We start from the raw sequence: 17843 nt of genomic DNA, 5'->3' as shown, positions 1-17843 counted from the left end.
AGTGAACTCGGCTCGTTGAGCGAGGCGCATGCACAAGGAGGTCTTCGATCAGGCCGGGTGAGGTTGCGTGCGCCGAGGATGGCTGATGCGGAGCTAATTCTTGATCTGGTGAACAGCCCGGATACGGGATGGCGGTTGCCAACCGCGGGTCAGTACATCCATCCGGCGGAGGTGATTGCTGATATCACGAACCAGGTCGCTGGGTTTGTGGTGGCGGAGGAGACGGTTAGCGGTAGTGCGGTTACGTTGCTGGCCTTGACGGCTCACTCGGAGCGGAACGGCGTTGGTGAAATGTCGTTCTATTCCCTTCGCCGGTCCCTTTCTCGTGATACCGGCCTCTCAATCGAGGCCGCTATACTATATCTATCATTCCTCTTCACGGTTCTCGATCTCCGAAAGGTGACCCTGCAAGTCCGAGACCGAGACCTGTCTCAGTTCGGACCTATGCCTGAATCTGTTGTCCAGCGCGAGGGGAGAATGAGGCATCAGATTAGGGAAGGAAATACATTCGAGGATGTTCACCTTTTCGCTATTTGGCGTGAAGCATGGAGTGCTGTTGAACCTGAACTACGCCGTTTCCTGGACGGATCCGAGGCCATCTAACTTTGACTGTCTGCGGGATGGCTGACATCTCTGTCGTCCGCGTCTCTGCTGCATTTCAATCCGACCTTCGCGGCATTCGGTGGCTTCGATCGTCTAATCCTGCGCGGTCTGTGCACGTATGGGTTCGCCAGCAGGGCGCTGCCCGGTCAGACGTTGAGCGTCGACATCTGGCGAGTGGGCGACGGTGCCGCTGTATTTCGCACTCGCGTGGGTGAGACGACGGTGATCGACCGGGGCAGTTGTCGCTACCGGCCGTAGTTTGCGTCCTGGACGGTGTTTCAGTCCTGGGTAGCGGTAGCGGTAGCGGTCGCGTCGTCGGCTGCGGTGGGTGCGTCGAGGCCGGCCGCCTCGGCGAGCAACTCGACCGAGCGAATCCGGGTGGCTACCGAGTTGGTCTGGTGCACGACCATCAGCTCGTCCGCATGTGCGAGATCGGCGAATCGACGTAGATACTCGACGCAGACCTGCGGGGTGCCGGCGACCGAGTAGGTCATCATGTGGTCGATCGTTCGAGCGCCGGAACCCTGGAGTACGGCGGACACCTCGTCGTCGTTGAGCGGCGCATCTCCTCGCGAGAACAGACTCTTGAACCGTCCCGGGTTTGATGCACTTCTCCTTTCTTGGAAGGTTGAGTGTTATGCCGAAAAGATTCGATTCGGAAACGAAAGCGAAAGCGGTCCGGTTGGTGACCGATCACGTCGGGGAGTACCCGTCGGAATGGCAAGCGATCAAAGCAGTCGCTACCCGTTTGGGGATGCATGCCGAAACGTTGCGGAACTGGGTTCGTCAAGCACAGGTCGATGGTGGTGAACGGCCAGGCGTGACCAGCGAAGCCGCCGCAGAGATCCGCGAGTTGAAACGCAAGAACCGTGAGCTCGAAGAAACGATCGAGGTGTTGAAAGCTGCGACGTCTTTCTTCGTGCGGGAGAGCGACCCGCGCTCACGTCGCTAACAACGTCCGAGCTCTGCGAGTTCATCGCAGCCCATAAAACCCGTTTCGGGGTCGCTTCGATCTGCCGGGCGCTGAACGCGTCTGGTGTCAAGATCGCTCCGAGAACGTTTCACGCCTGGGCGGCCAGAGCGCCTTCGAAACGGGCGTTGTGGGACGCCACGATCACCGAGATCCTCGCCGGCTATCACGAGCCTGACCACACGGGGCGGCGTCGCCCTGAAGCGGTGTATGGGTCGCTCAAAATGTGGGCTCATCTCCGTCGCGAAGGGATCCCTGTCGCAAGGTGCACGGTTGAGCGGTTGATGAAACTCAACGGTTGGCACGGGGTTCGACGCCAAGCCCGAGTACGCACCACCGTTGCGGATCCGGCTGCGGTGAGGGCTCCTGACCTTGTGGACCGCCAGTTCCGTGTTGACGCCCCGAACCGGCTGCTGGTCGCTGATTTCACCTACGTGAAACTGGTTGATGGCCGTTTCGCGTATGTGGCGTTTGTGATCGACGCGTACGCGGGTGCGATCATCGGTTGGGAAGCGTCGATGTCGAAGCACACGTCCTTTGTCGAGGCCGCGATCCGCCAAGCCGTCGCGTTGCGTCAACGTCAGGGCCACAGCGTTGCGGGGGCGGTTCATCACTCCGATGCCGGGTCCCAATACACCGCGGTGCGCTTCGGTGAAACCCTGGTCCTGTCGGGGCTTCGACCATCTATCGGCACGGTTGGTGACGCATACGACAACGCTCTGGCTGAAACCACGATCGGGTTGTTCAAGACCGAGTGTGTCCGAGCTGATTCGCCGTTTCGACGCGGCCCGCTACGAAACGTGTCTGATGTCGAGCACATCACTGCGGACTGGGTTGGCTGGTTCAACAACGACCGGCTGATGCACCGTCTCGGACGCGTGCCCCCAGTCGAGGCTGAAGCCGCGTATTATGCCGCCCAGAGGTCCAACGAAACCGTTGGCACCCAATAACCCGAGGGTGCATCAAACCCGGGATGATTCACTCTTGACCCGGGCGCGTCGAGTTGCCTCGCGCAGTTCCGCGGCCTCCTCCTCGCTCGGTGCCGCGATGACGCTGACCCCGGCGATCACATAGGGCTCGGGGCAATAGGCACTCGGCCGGAACCGATCGCGGTAGATCCGCACGGCGTCGTGGAGATGGTCGGGTGCGAAGTGCGAGGCGAAGCCGTAGGGCAAGCCCAACACCGCTGCGAGTTGGGCGCCGTACAGCGACGAGCCGAGGATGTAGAGGGGGACATGGGTGCCCTTGCCTGGGATGGCGGTGATGCCGGGAATCGGAGACTCGTCGCCGAGGAACCCCTGGAGTTCGACGACGTCGTCCGCGAAGCGTTCCGAGGCCCGAGGGTCGCGGCGCAGCGCGCGAAACGTCGCCTGATCGCTGCCCGGTGCTCGCCCGAGACCGAGGTCGATACGGCCCGGGTGGAGCTCGGCCAAGGTCCCGAACTGTTCAGCGATGACGAGAGGGGAGTGGTTCGGCAACATCACCCCACCCGCACCGAGGCGAATGGTCGAGGTGTGCGCGGCGACGTGCGCGATGAGCACGGCGGTGGCCGAGGAGGCGATCGAGGCGATGTTGTGATGCTCGGCGTACCAGACGCGCTCATAGCCGCAACGTTCGGCGGCCCGGGCCAATTCGACGCTGCCGGCGAAGCTCTCGGCGATGGTTTCGCCACTCCCGACCGCCGCCAGGTCGAGCATCGACAACCGCAGCCGATCGTTCGCCGGCACGGGAGCGTCGGCGGTTTCCGGGGTCACCGCTCCGCCTTGCCGTGGTGGGTCTCGCTCCAAGCGGCCTGGAGGACATCGAGAATCTGTTCGGCCGGCTGTGCCCCGGCGATGCCATACGCCCGATCGATGACGACGAACGGCACGCCGGTCGCGCCGAGTTGGCGCGACTCGTCCTGTTCGATCCGTACCCGGTCGCGGTAACGGCGATCGGTGAGCACCGCCTCGGCCTCGTCGACGTCGAGCCCGATCTCCTCGGCGAGTTCGAGCACCCCGTCGAGGGTGAAGACGTCCTCGTTGCGGCCCCAGTGACGGGCATAGGCGGCGGCCCATCCCTCCTCGCCGAGGCCCACATCGGTGGCGAAGGCCAACAGCTCCTGCACCAGCGCCGTCGACCCGGTGCGGGCACTCGCCACGTTGTAGGGGGAGAGGCCCTCGGCCTGTGCCAACTGTTCGATGCGCTCGGTCATCGGAGCGATCTGTTCCGCCGGGTACCCCTTCTCGACGAGGGCCTCCATCGTGGAGCGCGACCTCCCCTCGGGCGCGCCGGGATCGAGTTGGAACGCACGGTGCACGATCTCGACCTCGTCGCGATGTTCGAACTCGGCGAGCGCCCGATGGAGACGGTGACTCCCGAGCCCACACCACGGGCACACCACGTCGGCCCACACTTCGATCTGCATGTCGGTCTCCTCGTCTCGGTGGTCTGACGGTTCAAGTCTCGCACCGGGTGGCGGACCGGGTGTCACCACCAGCCGAGTGCCCGCGCCTCGCGTTCGAGGCTGTCTCGATGGGTGGGGTGGGCGATCGACACCAATGCGTGGGTGCGCTCGCGAATGGACCTGCCGCGGAGCTCAGCCACCCCGAACTCGGTCACGACCTTGTCGACGGTGTTCTTCAACGTGGTGACGGCCTGTCCATGGCCCAAGCGCGGGACGATGCGCGACACCGATCCGTTCGCCGTCGTCGACCGACACACCAAAAACGCCTGTCCGCCGGGCGAATACAACGCGCCCCGAGCGAAGTCGGCCTGCCCGCCGGAACCCGACCACAGGGCGCCGCCGATCATCTCGGATGCCGCCTGCCCCATGAAGTCGACCTCGACCGTGCCGTTGATCGACACGAAATTCGGCTGTTGGGCGATGACCCGGGGGTTGTTCACCCAGTCGACCGGCAACATTTCCACCACGGGGTTCTCATCGAGGAACTCATAGAGACGCCTGCTGCCGAGGCAGAAGGTCGCGACCACCTTGCCGGGGCGACGAACGCTGTGAACGCCGGTCACCACGCCGGACTCGATCAGGTCGATCGCCCCGTCGGACAACAACTCGGTGTGAAGGCCGAGGTCGCGGCGGTCACCGAGGCTGGCGAGCACGCTGTTGGGGATCGATCCGATTCCGGCCTGGATGCAGGCGCGGTCGCCGATCCGCTCAGCGACGAGGCGTGCGATCGCCAGATCTCGCTCATCGGGCATGGCGGGAACGACCTCGATGAGTGGCCGCTCACCCTCGCACCAGCCGGCGACCTGGCTGAGATGGATGCTGTTTCGTCCGGCGGTTCGAGGCATGTTCGGGTTGGTTTCGACATACACCGGCACGTGCCCGAGTAGCGCCGCGACGTAGTCGGCGTTGGTGCCGAGGCTGACGTATCCGTGGCGGTCGGGCGGGGAACAGGCCGTCAACACGACGAGTCGGTCCAACATGCGTAACAGCAGCGGGACCTCGCTGAAGTGGGCGGGCACGACATCGACGGTGCCGGCCGCGGCATGGCGGCGGGTGATGTGGGACAGGAAATAGCTGACGCCACGCAGCGCGTCGCCGTAACGGCCGTCGAAATACCCCCGGTCGCGCAACGCATGCATCTGGTGGGTTCGAACGCCGACGAGTTCTCCATCGGCGGCCGCGTGTTCGAGGGCGTCGGTCAGCCCGTGGGCCTCGCCGTTGGACATACCCAACACGACGTTCGCCCGTTCGGGGATCTGTGCGACGAGTTCACGAGCCGGGCGAGGTCGGGGAAGGGCCTTCACGAGGCGTCACGCTATCGGTCGTTGCTGTCGAACCGTTCGCGATGCCGGGTCTTGGCGGTAGTACTCGCTCAACACTTCGTAGAGCTCACGGTGCTCGCGGCGCAGTTCGCGGGCGTCGTCGAAGAACGCTTCGGTGGCGACGGCGAAGAACTCTCCGGGGTTGACGCCGGCGTAGGACCGCAACGATCGCCCGCCATGGCCGGCGGAGACTTGCCGATACGCGTCGGTGCACACATCGACCCAGCGTTGGAACTGTTCGGTCGTCGCCAGCGGTGGGGTGCCGTCGGTCGTGCCGTCCAACATGTCGAGTTGATGGGCGAACTCGTGGATGACGACGTTGTGCCCGTTGCCGGGACGGCGGGCATCGGACAGCACCGAGTCCCACGCGACCATCACCGTTCCGGTGTGCTCCGCGAGGCCGAGGACCGCCATGTCGGCATTGCTGACGATGCCCGGGACCTGCGAGTGTTCGCCGCGCATCACCAGGGTGGTCGGGTGAACGAGGATCGTTCGAACCTTGCGGTAGACGTCGTCAGGAAGCCCAAGGGCGAGCAACGCCGCCTGAGACGCGATCGTGACCTGGATCTCGTCGGTAAGCTCGAAGCCGTTCGCGGCCTCCCACCTCTTGTCGAACATGAGCGCCATCGTGAGGAACTCGAGGCGCTCGCGCTCCTCATCGTCCAGCGCATTCCAGGCGTTGAGGCGCCTGGAGACGAGCTCACGCCACCGTGGATCAAACCCCGCCGACCAGCGTTGGCGTCGGCGCCGTCCTCGGCCGATCACCAGGGCGGTCCGTCGACGAGCACCCGGGGTAACGGCGACGCCACGGTGCCGAAGCGTGCGTCTTCGGCGGTCCACTGCCGATGCGCCTCGACGATCTCGTCGCGGGAGGGGGCGACGTAGTTCCACCACATGACGATCGGCTCGGCGCGAGGCGGGCCGCCGATCAGCATCAGGCGGGCCGGCGCACCGGCTTGCACGCTCAAACTCGTTCGTCCCGGTCCGAACACCGCGAGTCGGTCGGCGGCGAGGTCGGCCCCGTCGACGACGACGTGGCTGCCGTCGACGACGGTGAGCGCGTGTTCGAAGGTCGGATCGAGTGCGAATTCACACCGCCCGGGTGCCATCGCGAGTTCGACTCCGACGATGGCACCGTCGCGCCGTGCTGGGGAGGTCGCCCCGGCGAAGGTCCCCATGAGAACCGTCGCTCGTGCGTCGCCCATCTCGACCACGGGCAGCTCGCCATGGTGTTCAAAGGCCGGTTCGATCGCGCGGCCGGCCTCGGGCAGCGCAACCCAGAGCTGTACCCCGTGCAGCGCTCCGTCGTAGTAGCCGGCGGTCTCTTCTGAATGCGAGACGCCCCGCCCGGCGGTCATGAGGTTGAGCTGCCCCGGTCGGATGAGTTGTTCGGTTCCGAGGCTGTCGCGGTGCAACACGGCGCCCTCGAGCAGCCAGGTCACGGTCTGTAGCCCGATGTGGGGGTGCGGCCCGACCCCCAGGCCGGGCGCGCCGCTCACCGTCGACGGACCCATGTGGTCGAGAAAGCACCACGGCCCAACGGTTCTCCGGGTCCGTCGGGGCAGGACCCGCACGACATCGATGGCGCCGACCGCGGCGCGACTGCCTTCGTGAATCTCCATCGACTCGTTCTACTCGGTGAGCGCTGGCCCATCTCGCCGCCCTAAGCCGCCCTGGGCGTTCTGTAGGTAATTCCGGTGGTCATGGCCACCGGAATTACCGACAGAACGTGAATGGGTCGGGTAGCTGCGGCGCACCCGTGCATGGGCCGGGTAGCGACCCGCTGCCATCGTGTCCAATGTGACGCCACGCATCGGCTCCGTCAGGATGAACGCTGCCCGATCGCGCGTTATCGCGCCGAGAGTCCCGGGTCTGATCGTGAGTGCCATGTCCCCCGATTCCTCATCCATCCCGTCAGAGGCGGCCGCTTCGGACACCCGGGTCATCTGGGTGCTTGCGGGAGCCGGAATGACCGTTTCGGTGATGCAGACGATCGTCATTCCGCTCATTCCGTCGTTTCCGACGTTGTTCAACACCGACGCGGCAAGCGCCAGTTGGGTCATTACCGCGACCCTGCTCGTCGCAGCCGTTTCGACCCCCGTGATGGGGCGTCTCGGCGACATGTTCGGCAAGAAGCGGATGCTGCTGATCTGCATGGGGTTTCTCGCGGGTTCGGCGGTGGTATGTGCGCTCAGCACCTCGTTGCCGGTGGTGGTGTTCGGCCGTGGCGTGCAAGGGCTCGGTATCGGGGCGATCCCGCTCGGAATCAGCCTGATGCGCGACATCGTCGCCCCCGCACGACTCGGGTCGGGAGTTGCCCTCATGAGTTCCTCGCTCGGGGCCGGCGGAGCGCTCGCCCTGCCGGTCGCGGCGTTCATCGCCGATCGGTGGGGGTGGTCGGCGCTGTTCTGGTTCGCCGCGGCGTTGGGGTCGGCGTTGGGAGCGTTGGTCGCAGTCGGCGTCCCGGAGTCGCCCGTGCGTCGACCGGGGTCGGTCGATCTCGTCGGCGTCGGCGGCCTGGCCGTCGGAATGGGATCGCTGCTGCTGGCGATTTCCAAGGGCGGTTCGTGGGGGTGGGGGAGCGCGACGATTCTCGGCCTGTTCGCGATCTCGGTCGTGGTCCTGGCGATGTGGGGCGCCTGGGAGTTGCGTGTGGAGGCTCCGATCGTCGACCTGCGCACCACCGCGAGTCGCCCGGTGCTCATGACCAACCTCGCCTCGGTCATGGCCGGGTTCTCGATGTATGCGATGAACCTCCTGGCACCACAGATGCTCCAGTTGCCGGAGGTGACCGGATACGGCCTCGGCAAGTCGGTGCTCGCGGCGGGCCTGTGGATGGCTCCGGGCGGATTGTTGATGGTCGCGATGTCGCAGGCCGCGGCGAAACTGGCGGCGGAACGCGGAGCGAAGATGTCGTTGCTCGCAGGAGTGCTCATCATCTGCGCTGGCAACGTCTTGGCCCAGGTCCTGTTGACCTCGGGTTCTGCGTGGTCGGTGCTGTTGTTCGCGTCGATCGTGAGCGTCGGGGTGGCCTTCGCCTACGCGGCGATGCCGACGCTGATCATGGAGAACGTGCCCCTGTCGGAGACGGCGGCCGCCAACGGGTTCAACTCGCTCGCTCGTTCGTTCGGCACGTCGACCGCGAGTGCTGTCATCGGCGTGGTGCTCGCCCAGATGACGGTGACGATCGGCGACCACGTGCTGCCCTCGGAGTCGGGAATGCGCACGACGCTGGTGATTTGCACCGTCTCGGCGCTCCTGGCCGCCGCGCTCACGTGGGCCATCCCGGCCCGAAGCCCGCGCCACGCCCACTCGTGAGCGTTCTGTAGGTAATTCCGGTGGTCATGGCCACCGCAATTACCTACAGAACGTGTGTGTGCGGGGTGAGATGTCGCGTCACCTCGTCGAGGACCACGCCGATGCGGTCGCGATCGGCCTCGGGCAGGTCCAGCGCGTCGTCCCACGCGTGCAGAGCCCCGTGAATGGCGGTGGCCTTGGCCAGCCCGTCCGGTGTCAGCGACACCACGATGCGGCGTCGGTCGGTCTCGTCCGGGGTGCGTTCGACCCAGCCGGTGTTGATGAGGCGATCGATGGTGAGGGTCATGCCGCCGGTGGTGCGCCGAAGGACGCGACACAACTCGGCGGGGGAGGTGCATCCACGCCGGATCGAGGCGAGGACCATGTAGTCGGCGACGCTCACCCCGTGGGGGGCGACGAGGTTGTCGAGCGCCTCGGACACGAACATCTGAATCCGCAACAGGCGCGTGAGCACGCCGACCTCATCGTCGGCCAGTCCCGCCTCGGCGGCCCAGTCGAAGCGGGGAGCGAGTACCGCCCCCCGCTGTGCGACCGTGCCGCTCGAGACCGTGCCGCTCGAGACCGTGCGGGCGTCGCTCACTCGGTGATTCCGAAGCGTTCGAGCCCGAAGGCCCGAATGGCGTTGCCTCGAAGGAACGAGTGCACCTCGTCGTGGGTCATTCCGGCGTTGATGCACAGGCGATAGGCCACGTCGAGCGAGTGCGGGAAGGTGCCGTCCGCATGGGGATAGTCGGTCTCGAACACGATCGACTCCATGCCGACCGCGTGGCGGCTGTTGAGGCCGTGCTGGTCGTCGAAGATGCACCCGAACACGCGGTTGGGAACATAGGAACTCGGCAGGTTCGGCAGGTGCTTGATGTCGCCGGCACCGTCGCGCCACACGATGTCGGCGCGCTCGAGGAGATAGGGCATCCAGCCGACCTGGCTCTCGGCATACACGACCTTGAGGTCGGCGAACCGGTCGAGCGTGCCGCTCATGATCCAGTCGAGCAGCGAACCCTGGGCGTTGATCGCGCTGAGGGACATCGACACCGCCAGCGGGGCGTCGGGCGAGGTGGTCGGCATGGACGACGAGGACCCGATGTGCATCGTGATCGTGGTGTCGGTCTCGTCGCAGGCTTGCCACAGCGGATCCCATTCGCCGGAGTGGATGGTGCCGAAACCGAGCTTCGACGGGTTCTCGGAGAAAGCGATCGCGTGCGAGCCCTTGGCGGCGCAACGGCGGACCTCTTCCGCGGCGAGTTGGGGATCCCACAGCGGGATGAGGGTGAGCGGGATGAGGCGACCCTTGCCGGCACCGCCACACCAGTCGTCGATCATCCAGTCGTTGTAGATGCGCAACGACGCCAGCGCGAGTTCCTTGTCCTCGCGCTCGGCGAATCCCTGCCCACAGAAACGGGGGAAGATGTTGGGGAAGTTGACCGCGGCCTCGACACGGTTGATGTCCATGTCCTTGAGGCGCTCGTCGCGGTCGTAGGTGCCCGGACGGAAATCCTCGTAGATCGCCGGCACGTTGACGACGACCGACTTGTCCATCCCCGCGGGGGCGTGCAGCCGGCCGGTGGGCATCACAAGATCGTCGAACACCCAGACGTCGCACGGGTCGCCGTCGGGGGCGTTGCGTTCGAAGCCGTAGTGGCCGCCCTTGAACGTGAGCTTCACGTTCTCGCGTACGACCTTGGGGCCACGGTCGCGAAGGGAGGGCGGGAGCTCCTGTTGCCAGAGGTCGCGGGGTTCCATCACGTGATCGTCGACCGAGATGATCCACGGCATCTCCTCCATCGAAGTCAGCAACTCGGAACCGCGGGCGCCGGTTTTGGTCAGTGGTTGAACGGACATCTTTCCCCCTCACACATTTGGGCTACCGCTAAGTTACTATGCGGAAAGCAAAAGGGGGAAACATGAGTGATCACTACACCATCATCTCGTCCGACACCCATGCCGGAGCGAGCCACGCCGCCTATCGCGAATACCTCGACCCTGAGTACCACGAGGCCTTCGACGAGTGGCGCGGCGGCTACTCGAACCCGTTCAGCGACCTCGGCGACGAACGGCGCTACCGCAACTGGGACGACGAGATGCGCAACGGCCAACAGGACGCGGATGGCGTCGTCGGCGAGGTGATCTTTCCGAACACCGTGCCGCCGTTCTTCCCGAGTTTCGTGTTGTTCGCCCGCCCGCCGAAGGACGACGAGTACGAGCTGCGCCACGCGGGGGTGCGGGCCCACAACCGATGGCTGGCCGACTTCTGTTCGCGGTTTCCCGAACGGCGCGCGGGGATCGGGCAGATCTTCCTCAACGACATCGACGATGCGATCGCCGATGTGCGCTGGATCAAGGAGAACGGATTGCGCGGTGGCATCTTGTTGCCGACGATTCCACCCGACTGCGACTGGGTGTTGCCGCTGAATCATCCCGACTACGACCGACTCTGGGCCGTGTGTGAGGAACTTGAGGTGCCGGTCAACAGCCATGGCGGGTCCGGCTCTCCGGCCTACGCCCGACACCCGTCCTCGGCGCTGTTGATGCTCGCCGAGATTCCGGCGTTCTCGCGGCGGCCGTTCATGTTCATGATGCTCAGTGGGGTCTTTGACCGCTTCCCGAAACTGAAGTTCGTCATGACCGAACAGGGCACGGGGTGGCTGGTTCCGACGCTGGCCCAACTCGATGAGATGCTGGCGAAAGTGCGTGACCGTGGTGCGGTCGGCGAGTTGCGGTTCAAGCCCGAACACGTGTTGGCACGCTCGGCAACCGAGTACTTCCAGCAGAACTGTTGGGTTGGAGCAAGCTTCCCGAGGGCAACCGACGTGGCGGCATTTCGAGAACTCGGCATCGACAAGATCATGTGGGGCAGCGACTACCCCCACGACGAGGGCACCGCTCCGTTCACCCGGGAGGCGATTCGCCAGACGATGAGCGATTGGCCTGAGGCCGACCTTCGACGCGTCCTCGGCGAGAACGCCGCGGAGGTCTACGGGTTCGACCTCGAGGCCCTCGCCCCTGCCGCGGCACAGTTCGGGCCGACGGTCGAGGAGATCGCCCGGCCGCTGAGCGAACTTCCCGCCGAGGCCAACGAAGCCCTCCTGCAGAACGCGTAGCGACGATGACCGCCGAAACGCCTCCGAACTCAACCGACACCGCTGCTGCCGATTCCGATTCTGCGGCCGGCCCCGCGGCTGGCCCCACCATCGTGTCGATCGACGACGTCGCCTGGGTTGAGGTGAAGGCTCAGTCTCACGACGGTCGGCGGGTGTCGATCTGGGAGAAGTTCCTGGAGTGGACCCCCGAACGCATGGTGATCTACGCGCGCTACGACCCCGGCGTGGTCGTCGAAAAGCACGGTCACGCATCCGATCACTACGTCTTCGTGCTCTCCGGTGAGGTCGCGATCGGCGATCGGATCTGTGGGCCCGGGACCTCCATCACCTTGCCGCTCGGCGCCGTGTTCGGACCGCTCACCGCGGGGCCCGAGGGGGCGACCATGTATGAGGTCATGTGCGGAGACCCGCGTGCGATTCCGGCGGACCGGGACGGCTTCGTTGCGCTGTGTGCCGAGCGTGGCATCGAACCGCTGCCCAACCCGCCCGTGCCGTGGCCGACATGGCTGGGGGCCCGTACCGACGGCAACCCCGGAGCCTGACCCGCGGGCGGATCGACGGCCGGTACCGTCACATCCCCACGCTCCACGCCGGCATCAGCGGAGCTTCAGAAACATCTCTTCCATATCGCTGACGGTCATGCCCTCGGCCTCGGCGCGGTCGGGGTCGACGAGGCAGTACTGCATGCCTGCTGCCATGAGGCGCAAGCCCGTTCGTTGGAGTGCGGCCTGGGCGGCCGACAGCTGCGTCATGACGGTCTTGCAGTCGGCGCCCTCCTCGATGAGGCGTTGCACCCCTCGGACCTGACCCTCGGCGCGGCGCAATCGCTTGATGACGTCGTCGTTGACCTCTTCCGGGAACTTCATGTTGACAGCATATACCCCTATGGGTATGGTTTACATACCCATAGGGGTATATCTTCGAACAAGGAGCATCATGACTGTCACCGTCCGTCCCGCCGATCTCGCTCGACTGCGAACCGAGCATCCGACCGTACGGCTCATCGACGTTCGTACCCCGGGCGAGTTCGCCGTCGGCCACATCGACGGCTCCTACAACGTGCCGCTGCCCAACCTCGCCGAACACCGTGAGGAGTTGACTCGCACCACCGACCCGGTCGTGCTCATCTGCCAGTCGGGGCGTCGCGCCGAAGCCGCGGAGACGCAGCTTCGCGAAGCGGGACTCGACACGGTGCACGTGCTCGACGGCGGCATCGAGGCGTGGTCGGCGGGCGGGCACGCACTCCGTCACCTCGACGGTCCCCAGCCATGGACCCTCGAGCGTCAGGTCCGCTTGGTTGCCGGCGGCATTGTCGCCGTGTCGATTCTGCTCAGCATCATTTGGCCCCACACCCGCTGGGTGGCGGGCGCGCTCGGGCTCGGCCTCGTCTTCGCTGCCGTCACCAACACATGTGCGATGGGCATGATGCTGATGAAACTCCCCTACAACCGGCGCAACGCCGGAACCTGCGACATGCCCACCATTGCCGCAGCCCTCACCGGAGCGACTCCCGCCCCGGTCGATCTCACCAGTCAGCCGAAGCTCAACAGCACGGCATCCACGACGTCCACCACGTCCACCACGTCCGGAGGTGTCCGATCATGACCGCCCAACCGCCCACCCAGTTGCCCGCTCATCTCGCCGCTTCCACCGTTCCCGGTGGAGAGCGAGTCTCCGGGCTACCCGATCATGTCCTGATCCGGCAGTTCTACCTCGGCTGTTTGTCGCAGGCTGCCTACCTGGTCGGCGACCTGAACACCGGTCGTGCCATCGCGGTCGATCCCCGTCGTGACGTCGACGAGCTCCTCGCCGCGGCGGCCGAGGACGGCCTGAGCATCGAGTACGTGATGCAGACCCACTTCCACGCCGACTTCCTGTCCGGCCACCTCGAACTTGCGGCCGCCACCGGTGCGACGATCGGCTACGGCTCGGCCGCGGTGACCGAATTCGAGTCCCGCTTGTTCGCCGATGGCGACGTCATCGACCTCGGTGGCGTCACGGTCGAGGTCTGGGAGACGCCGGGGCACACCCCCGAATCCATCTCGCTCATCGTCCGCGCCGAACCCGAGGGCGCCCCGGTCGCAGCACTGACGGGTGACACGTTGTTCATCGGAGACGTCGGTCGGCCGGACCTGCTCGTCGCGTTCGACGTGCCGGCGGACGAACTCGCCGCCAAGCAGTACTCCTCGGTGCACCGGATGATGACGCTGCCCGACGACACGTTGGTCCTTCCCGCCCACGGCGCCGGATCCGCCTGCGGTAAGTCGTTGTCGAGTGAGACGATTTCGACCATCGGCGAACAGCGCGTGAGCAACTACGCCGTTCAGCCGATGGACGAGGCGACGTTCGTGGCGATCGTCACCGATGGCCAGCCGACCACCCCGGGGTACTTCGGCTACGACGCAACGCTCAACCGCAAGCTGCGACCCATTCGTGCCCACAACGATGCTCCCGATGCGCTCGATCTCGCGGCCTTCGACCGGATCAAGGCGCTCGGAGCGATGGCGGTGGACGTGCGCTCCGCCGACACCTACGCGGCCGGTCACCTCGCCGGGTCGATCTCGGTTCCGTTGACTGGCCGCTTTGCCGAGCAGGTCGGGATGTTCGCGGGTCCGGGTACTCCGGTGCTGCTCATCGGCGATGCCGACGCGGTGACCGAGGCGGCGCTGCGCATGTCGCGCATCGGCTTCGACAACGTCGCCGGCGCGCTCGGCGAGGTGGAGCGGGTGCTGATCGAGCATCCCGAGCGGTCCAGGCGCCAATCGCGGCTGACGGCGGTCGAGTTCGCAGACCGCCGTGATGCGCTCGGCGAGTCGTTGCAGTTTGTCGACGTGCGCAATCCCGGCGAGGTTGAGGCGGCCCCGGTCGAGGGCGCCATCACCATTCCGCTGCCAAGGTTGAGCGCAGCGATCGACGACGCAGGGCTCGACCCGGCACGTCCCACCGTTGTGGTGTGCGCCGGCGGCGCTCGGTCGGCGATCGGCTCAAGCGTCCTTGAGGCGGCAGGATTCGCGGACGTGTCCGATCTGGTCGGCGGGGCCAGCGCACTCGGAATCGCCGCAGCCTGCGGGTTGGGCGACAGGTGACCGCGATCGCCGGTCTTGTGATCGGCGTTCTGCTCGGAGCGCTGGGCGGCGGGGGGTCGATCCTCGCCGTCCCGGCGCTCGTCTACCTCGGTGGGTTGACCTTCACCGAGGCCACCGCGATCTCGCTCGTCGCCGTCGGTGTCTCGGCGGTCGTGTCGTCGGTGTCCCATGCGCGGCGCGGTAACGTGCGCGTCGGGGTGGCGGCGGCCTTCGTCGCAGCGGGTGCCGTTGCGTCCTGGGCGGGCAAAGAGGTCCACACCCACCTCGACGACGACCTGTTGATGCTGTTGTTCAGCGGGTTGATCCTCGTCGCAGCACACCGCATGTTGACGGCGTGTCCGTCGTGTACCCGGGCGGGGGAGGAGGCCGCCGGCGAGTCCGTGGTCGACGGTTCGATCAGTGTCGGATGGCTTCTGGTCGCCGGCATGGGAGTCGGTTTCCTGACCGGTCTGTTCGGTGTCGGTGGTGGCTTTGTGATCGTTCCGGTGCTGACCTTGGCACTCGGGTTCAACATGGCCAAAGCCATCGGCACCTCGCTGTTGATCGTCGCCGGCAACTCCTTGGTGGCGCTACTCATCCGCGGGTTCGACACGGTGGAGTGGGACCTGGCGATGCCGTTCGTCATCGCCATGCTGATCGGCAGCGTGGTGGGCGCTCGCATCGCCCCGAAGCTCCCACCGACGGCGTCGCTGCGGGCCTTTGCGAGTGTGCTCGTCGCGGTCGCGATCGCAAACGGCGCGGCCTCGGCAATAGCGCTAGCCCGCTAGCCCAACTAGCCCGTTCTCCGATAACCAGTGGTCGTGATCACGACCACTGGTTATCGGAGAACAGGCGGCGTGGGGGAATAGACGGGGATAGTTGAGGGTTCAAATAAGTGCTACCGTCGTGGAGGCGGTTTGAGAACCTGGAGGCATCCGATGTCCACCGAACCCGTCCGTCTTCCCACCTACTTCATCTCGCACGGCGGTGGGCCGTGGCCGTGGATCAAGGACCTCCTTCCCGGAGACCTCGAACCGATGGAGCGTCATCTGCAGGCAATCCCCGCCGATCTGGGCCTCACCCCGCGGGCGGTGCTCGTGGTGTCCGCTCATTGGGAGGAGCGGGAATTCACCGTGCAAACCTCCCCGCAGCCGACCATGTACTACGACTACGGCGGCTTCCCGGAATTCACCTACCACCTGCAGTACCCATCACCGGGTTCCCCCGAGGTGGCGGCTCGCGTGCGCGACCTGCTGACGGGGGCCGGCATCACTTCGGCCGAAGATGCACAACGCGGCTACGACCATGGTGCCTTCGTCCCGCTCGCCGTGATGTACCCCGAGGCTTCAGTCCCGGTTCTGCAGCTGTCGATCCGGGCGGGCTACAACGTCGACGATCACCTGGCGCTCGGACGGGCACTGGCCCCGCTCCGAGATGAGGGCGTGCTGATCGTGGGGAGCGGGTTCACGTTTCACAACATGCGGGCCTTCGGCGAAGCAGGGCGCGTCGGGTCGGCCGAATTCGATGCATGGCTGAAGTCGGCTGTTGTCGACGGCCCCGTCTCGGAGCGGACCGAGCGCCTGCGCAACTGGGTCGAGGCCCCGAGCGCGCGTTTTGCGCACCCGGCTGAGGATCACCTCATCCCGCTCCACGTAGCGGTCGGGGCTGCCGAGGGCGATCGCGGCGTGATGGCATATCACCAGGAGGATGTGTACGACGCCATCGTGGCCTCGAGCTACCGGTTCGGCGTGCTGCCTCGTGAGCAAGCCGGCTGGGCGGCCAACGCTCAGGAAACGCTCACCACTTGATCTCGATTTCGATCTCGCTGTCGTCGCCCACCTCAATCTCGTAGGACAACGTCACCTCATCGGGAACATCGACGGTGTAGCGAAGTCCGTCGCGCTCGAAGGCCACCTCGTTGTGGCGTGCGAGTTGGTCGGCGAGATCGCGCAGCTTGGCGGCGGCCTGTTCGCGGCTCAACTTCTCGCTGGTCTCGTATTCGATGAGTCCCATCATCCCTCGTTTCGTGTGGGTTGCGTCGGCTCGGGGCGATCAGCCCGGTACGTCCGGCGCAGCGTTGCGTGTGGCGTCCGACATCGTTGCAGGTGTCGGCGGCGGACACGAGTCGCCACGGCACTAGCGATCGCCGGGTGCGTCCTCGAGTTCGATGAGGTTCGCGAGGATCGCTTCGAGCACATCGCCGAGCGCGGTCGCCTGCTCCTCGTTGAGCGCATCGAACAACACGGTCCGGACGTGTTCGACGTGAATGGGGGCGACCTGTTCGACCACGCGCATCCCTTCGTCGGTCAACGTGGCGATGATCTGGCGGGCGTTGCCCTCTGCCCGGCGCCGCTCGATCCACCCGTTGGCTTCGAGCTTGGTGACGGCGTGGGACAACCGGCTCGGAGAGAAGCGCGTGGCAGCCGCCAATTCGCTCATCGTGCAGGAGCGGCCTGGTTGTTCGGACAGCATCGCCATCGTCACGTAATACGCGTGGGGAATCGCGGCGTCGCGCTGCAGCTGGCGATCGAGCGTGGCCGCCAGGAGGGCGTTGATGCCCAGCCACGCTCGCCAGGTGCGTTGTTCGTCTGCGGTGAGCCAGCGGGTTGCCTCGGTCGGGGCCATCTCCGGAGCCTACGGCGAGCGGCCGACAGGGCAGGGCCCAGGGCATGGCCCCGACCGAGGCCCCGGCCAATGACCCGTTCTCCGATAACCAGTGGTCGTGATCACGACCACTGGTTATCGGAAATGGGGCTGGGTGGCGGGAATATACCCTAGGGGGGTATGGTTGGGGTGATCAGGAGGTCGATCATGACTGCGACGACATACACGGTGGATGGAATGACATGTGGGCACTGCGAGGCGGCGGTGCGACAGGAGGTTGAGGCGCTCGATGGCGTCACGGTGCTGCAGGTGAGCGCCGCGGACAAAGTGCTCGTGGTCGAATCCGACGAGGTACTCGACGATGCAGCAGTGATCGCGGCAGTCGACGAAGCCGGCTACCGCGCTGCGCGGGTCTGA

General features: G+C 65.8%; 21 protein-coding genes and 1 pseudogene. 11 read left to right on the top strand and 11 right to left on the bottom strand.

The genetic code is table 11. The features are described from left to right. Positions 1 to 78 precede the first annotated feature (78 nt). Both M9952_10090 and M9952_10085 read left to right on the top strand, forming a co-directional pair. Positions 79 to 603 (top strand): hypothetical protein, encoded by a 525-nt coding sequence (locus M9952_10090; protein ID MCO5313265.1) that lies wholly within the window; start codon positions 79 to 81, stop codon positions 601 to 603. A gap of 42 nt (positions 604 to 645) precedes the next feature. After that, positions 646 to 813 (top strand): annotated as a pseudogene (locus tag M9952_10085) (enoyl-CoA hydratase). 68 nt (positions 814 to 881) lie between these two features. On the opposite strand, the gene M9952_10080 reads toward M9952_10085, so the two are convergent. Beyond that, positions 882 to 1145 carry a hypothetical protein gene (locus M9952_10080; protein ID MCO5313264.1) on the bottom strand — a complete coding sequence of 88 codons (264 nt, stop codon included), beginning with the start codon at positions 1143 to 1145 and terminating at the stop codon, positions 882 to 884. A 95-nt stretch (positions 1146 to 1240) separates the two neighbouring features. On the opposite strand from M9952_10080, the gene M9952_10075 reads away from it, so the two are divergent. Further along, a protein-coding gene (locus tag M9952_10075) for an IS3 family transposase (protein MCO5313263.1) occupies positions 1241 to 2523 on the top strand; the annotation gives its coding sequence in 2 pieces (ribosomal slippage) (positions 1241 to 1514 and positions 1514 to 2523; 1284 coding nt in all). A gap of 12 nt (positions 2524 to 2535) precedes the next feature. Here the strand turns inward: M9952_10075 and M9952_10070 are convergent. From M9952_10070 to M9952_10050, 5 genes are all read right to left on the bottom strand, one after another. Continuing rightward, entirely contained in the window at positions 2536 to 3327 is a 792-nt protein-coding gene (locus tag M9952_10070; protein MCO5313262.1) for an LLM class flavin-dependent oxidoreductase, read from the bottom strand. After that, positions 3324 to 3980: a DsbA family oxidoreductase gene (locus M9952_10065; protein ID MCO5313261.1), complete on the bottom strand. Its 657-nt coding sequence runs from the start codon at positions 3978 to 3980 to the stop codon at positions 3324 to 3326. The genes M9952_10070 and M9952_10065 overlap by 4 nt, the downstream gene beginning before the upstream one ends. Before the next feature lie 62 nt (positions 3981 to 4042). Then, positions 4043 to 5323: a propionyl-CoA--succinate CoA transferase gene (locus M9952_10060; protein ID MCO5313260.1), complete on the bottom strand. Its 1281-nt coding sequence runs from the start codon at positions 5321 to 5323 to the stop codon at positions 4043 to 4045. Positions 5324 to 5329: 6 nt separating this feature from the next. After that, positions 5330 to 6106, bottom strand: a complete 777-nt coding sequence (locus tag M9952_10055) for a zinc-dependent peptidase (protein ID MCO5313259.1) — start codon at positions 6104 to 6106, stop codon at positions 5330 to 5332. Next, positions 6103 to 6963, bottom strand: a complete 861-nt coding sequence (locus M9952_10050; protein MCO5313258.1) for a pirin family protein — start codon at positions 6961 to 6963, stop codon at positions 6103 to 6105. The genes M9952_10055 and M9952_10050 overlap by 4 nt, the downstream gene beginning before the upstream one ends. A 265-nt stretch (positions 6964 to 7228) precedes the next feature. Here M9952_10050 and M9952_10045 point away from each other — a divergent pair, with 265 nt between their 5' ends. After that, entirely contained in the window at positions 7229 to 8659 is a 1431-nt protein-coding gene (locus M9952_10045) for an MFS transporter (protein ID MCO5313257.1), read from the top strand. Positions 8660 to 8702: 43 nt separating this feature from the next. On the opposite strand, the gene M9952_10040 is transcribed toward M9952_10045, so the two are convergent. After that, positions 8703 to 9239 (bottom strand): MarR family transcriptional regulator, encoded by a 537-nt coding sequence (locus tag M9952_10040; GenBank protein ID MCO5313256.1) that lies wholly within the window; start codon positions 9237 to 9239, stop codon positions 8703 to 8705. Then, positions 9236 to 10498, bottom strand: coding sequence for an amidohydrolase (locus M9952_10035; protein MCO5313255.1), 1263 nt, complete (start codon positions 10496 to 10498; stop codon positions 9236 to 9238). The genes M9952_10040 and M9952_10035 overlap by 4 nt, the downstream gene beginning before the upstream one ends. A gap of 62 nt (positions 10499 to 10560) precedes the next feature. Here M9952_10035 and M9952_10030 point away from each other — a divergent pair, with 62 nt between their 5' ends. Beyond that, a complete protein-coding gene (locus M9952_10030) occupies positions 10561 to 11757 on the top strand; it encodes an amidohydrolase (protein ID MCO5313254.1) in 1197 nt (398 codons plus the stop codon). Positions 11758 to 11762: 5 nt separating this feature from the next. After that, positions 11763 to 12299 (top strand): hypothetical protein, encoded by a 537-nt coding sequence (locus tag M9952_10025; protein ID MCO5313253.1) that lies wholly within the window; start codon positions 11763 to 11765, stop codon positions 12297 to 12299. A 54-nt stretch (positions 12300 to 12353) separates the two neighbouring features. On the opposite strand, the gene M9952_10020 is transcribed toward M9952_10025, so the two are convergent. Next, a complete protein-coding gene (locus tag M9952_10020) occupies positions 12354 to 12623 on the bottom strand; it encodes a metal-sensitive transcriptional regulator (protein ID MCO5313252.1) in 270 nt (89 codons plus the stop codon). Between the two features lie 70 nt (positions 12624 to 12693). Between M9952_10020 and M9952_10015 the strand changes: the two genes are divergently transcribed. From M9952_10015 to M9952_10000, 4 genes are all read left to right on the top strand, one after another. Further along, positions 12694 to 13362, top strand: coding sequence for a rhodanese-like domain-containing protein (locus tag M9952_10015; protein MCO5313251.1), 669 nt, complete (start codon positions 12694 to 12696; stop codon positions 13360 to 13362). After that, positions 13359 to 14843, top strand: a complete 1485-nt coding sequence (locus tag M9952_10010) for an MBL fold metallo-hydrolase (protein MCO5313250.1) — start codon at positions 13359 to 13361, stop codon at positions 14841 to 14843. Before M9952_10015 ends, M9952_10010 begins: the two co-directional genes overlap by 4 nt. Beyond that, positions 14840 to 15610, top strand: coding sequence for a sulfite exporter TauE/SafE family protein (locus tag M9952_10005; protein MCO5313249.1), 771 nt, complete (start codon positions 14840 to 14842; stop codon positions 15608 to 15610). Before M9952_10010 ends, M9952_10005 begins: the two co-directional genes overlap by 4 nt. A 150-nt stretch (positions 15611 to 15760) precedes the next feature. Next, entirely contained in the window at positions 15761 to 16630 is an 870-nt protein-coding gene (locus tag M9952_10000) for a dioxygenase (GenBank protein ID MCO5313248.1), read from the top strand. Here the strand turns inward: M9952_10000 and M9952_09995 are convergent. Then, positions 16620 to 16835 carry an amphi-Trp domain-containing protein gene (locus M9952_09995; protein MCO5313247.1) on the bottom strand — a complete coding sequence of 72 codons (216 nt, stop codon included), beginning with the start codon at positions 16833 to 16835 and terminating at the stop codon, positions 16620 to 16622. The two genes, M9952_10000 and M9952_09995, sit on opposite strands and share 11 nt — an antisense overlap. Positions 16836 to 16958: 123 nt before the next feature. Then, on the bottom strand, positions 16959 to 17447 hold the full coding sequence (locus tag M9952_09990) for a MarR family transcriptional regulator (GenBank protein ID MCO5313246.1): 489 nt from the start codon (positions 17445 to 17447) through the stop codon (positions 16959 to 16961). Positions 17448 to 17633: 186 nt separating this feature from the next. Here M9952_09990 and M9952_09985 point away from each other — a divergent pair, with 186 nt between their 5' ends. Next, entirely contained in the window at positions 17634 to 17843 is a 210-nt protein-coding gene (locus tag M9952_09985; GenBank protein ID MCO5313245.1) for a heavy-metal-associated domain-containing protein, read from the top strand.

This window comes from Microthrixaceae bacterium (assembly GCA_023957975.1).
In the GTDB taxonomy this organism is placed as follows: Bacteria; Actinomycetota; Acidimicrobiia; order Acidimicrobiales; family Microtrichaceae; genus JAMLGM01.
The sequence above is the reverse complement of the archived record's forward strand: the minus strand, read 5'-3'. Positions and strand labels throughout refer to the sequence as shown.

Coding starts and splice junctions, on each gene's coding strand:
- M9952_10090 (MCO5313265.1), top strand. CDS start 79: ATGGCTGATGCGGAGCTAATTCTTGATCTGGTGAACAGCCCGGATACG.
- M9952_10065 (MCO5313261.1), bottom strand. CDS start 3,980: ATGCAGATCGAAGTGTGGGCCGACGTGGTGTGCCCGTGGTGTGGGCTC.
- M9952_10050 (MCO5313258.1), bottom strand. CDS start 6,963: ATGGAGATTCACGAAGGCAGTCGCGCCGCGGTCGGCGCCATCGATGTC.
- M9952_10045 (MCO5313257.1), top strand. CDS start 7,229: ATGTCCCCCGATTCCTCATCCATCCCGTCAGAGGCGGCCGCTTCGGAC.
- M9952_10035 (MCO5313255.1), bottom strand. CDS start 10,498: ATGTCCGTTCAACCACTGACCAAAACCGGCGCCCGCGGTTCCGAGTTG.
- M9952_10030 (MCO5313254.1), top strand. CDS start 10,561: ATGAGTGATCACTACACCATCATCTCGTCCGACACCCATGCCGGAGCG.
- M9952_10025 (MCO5313253.1), top strand. CDS start 11,763: ATGACCGCCGAAACGCCTCCGAACTCAACCGACACCGCTGCTGCCGAT.
- M9952_10020 (MCO5313252.1), bottom strand. CDS start 12,623: ATGAAGTTCCCGGAAGAGGTCAACGACGACGTCATCAAGCGATTGCGC.
- M9952_10015 (MCO5313251.1), top strand. CDS start 12,694: ATGACTGTCACCGTCCGTCCCGCCGATCTCGCTCGACTGCGAACCGAG.
- M9952_10010 (MCO5313250.1), top strand. CDS start 13,359: ATGACCGCCCAACCGCCCACCCAGTTGCCCGCTCATCTCGCCGCTTCC.
- M9952_10000 (MCO5313248.1), top strand. CDS start 15,761: ATGTCCACCGAACCCGTCCGTCTTCCCACCTACTTCATCTCGCACGGC.
- M9952_09995 (MCO5313247.1), bottom strand. CDS start 16,835: ATGGGACTCATCGAATACGAGACCAGCGAGAAGTTGAGCCGCGAACAG.
- M9952_09990 (MCO5313246.1), bottom strand. CDS start 17,447: ATGGCCCCGACCGAGGCAACCCGCTGGCTCACCGCAGACGAACAACGC.
- M9952_09985 (MCO5313245.1), top strand. CDS start 17,634: ATGACTGCGACGACATACACGGTGGATGGAATGACATGTGGGCACTGC.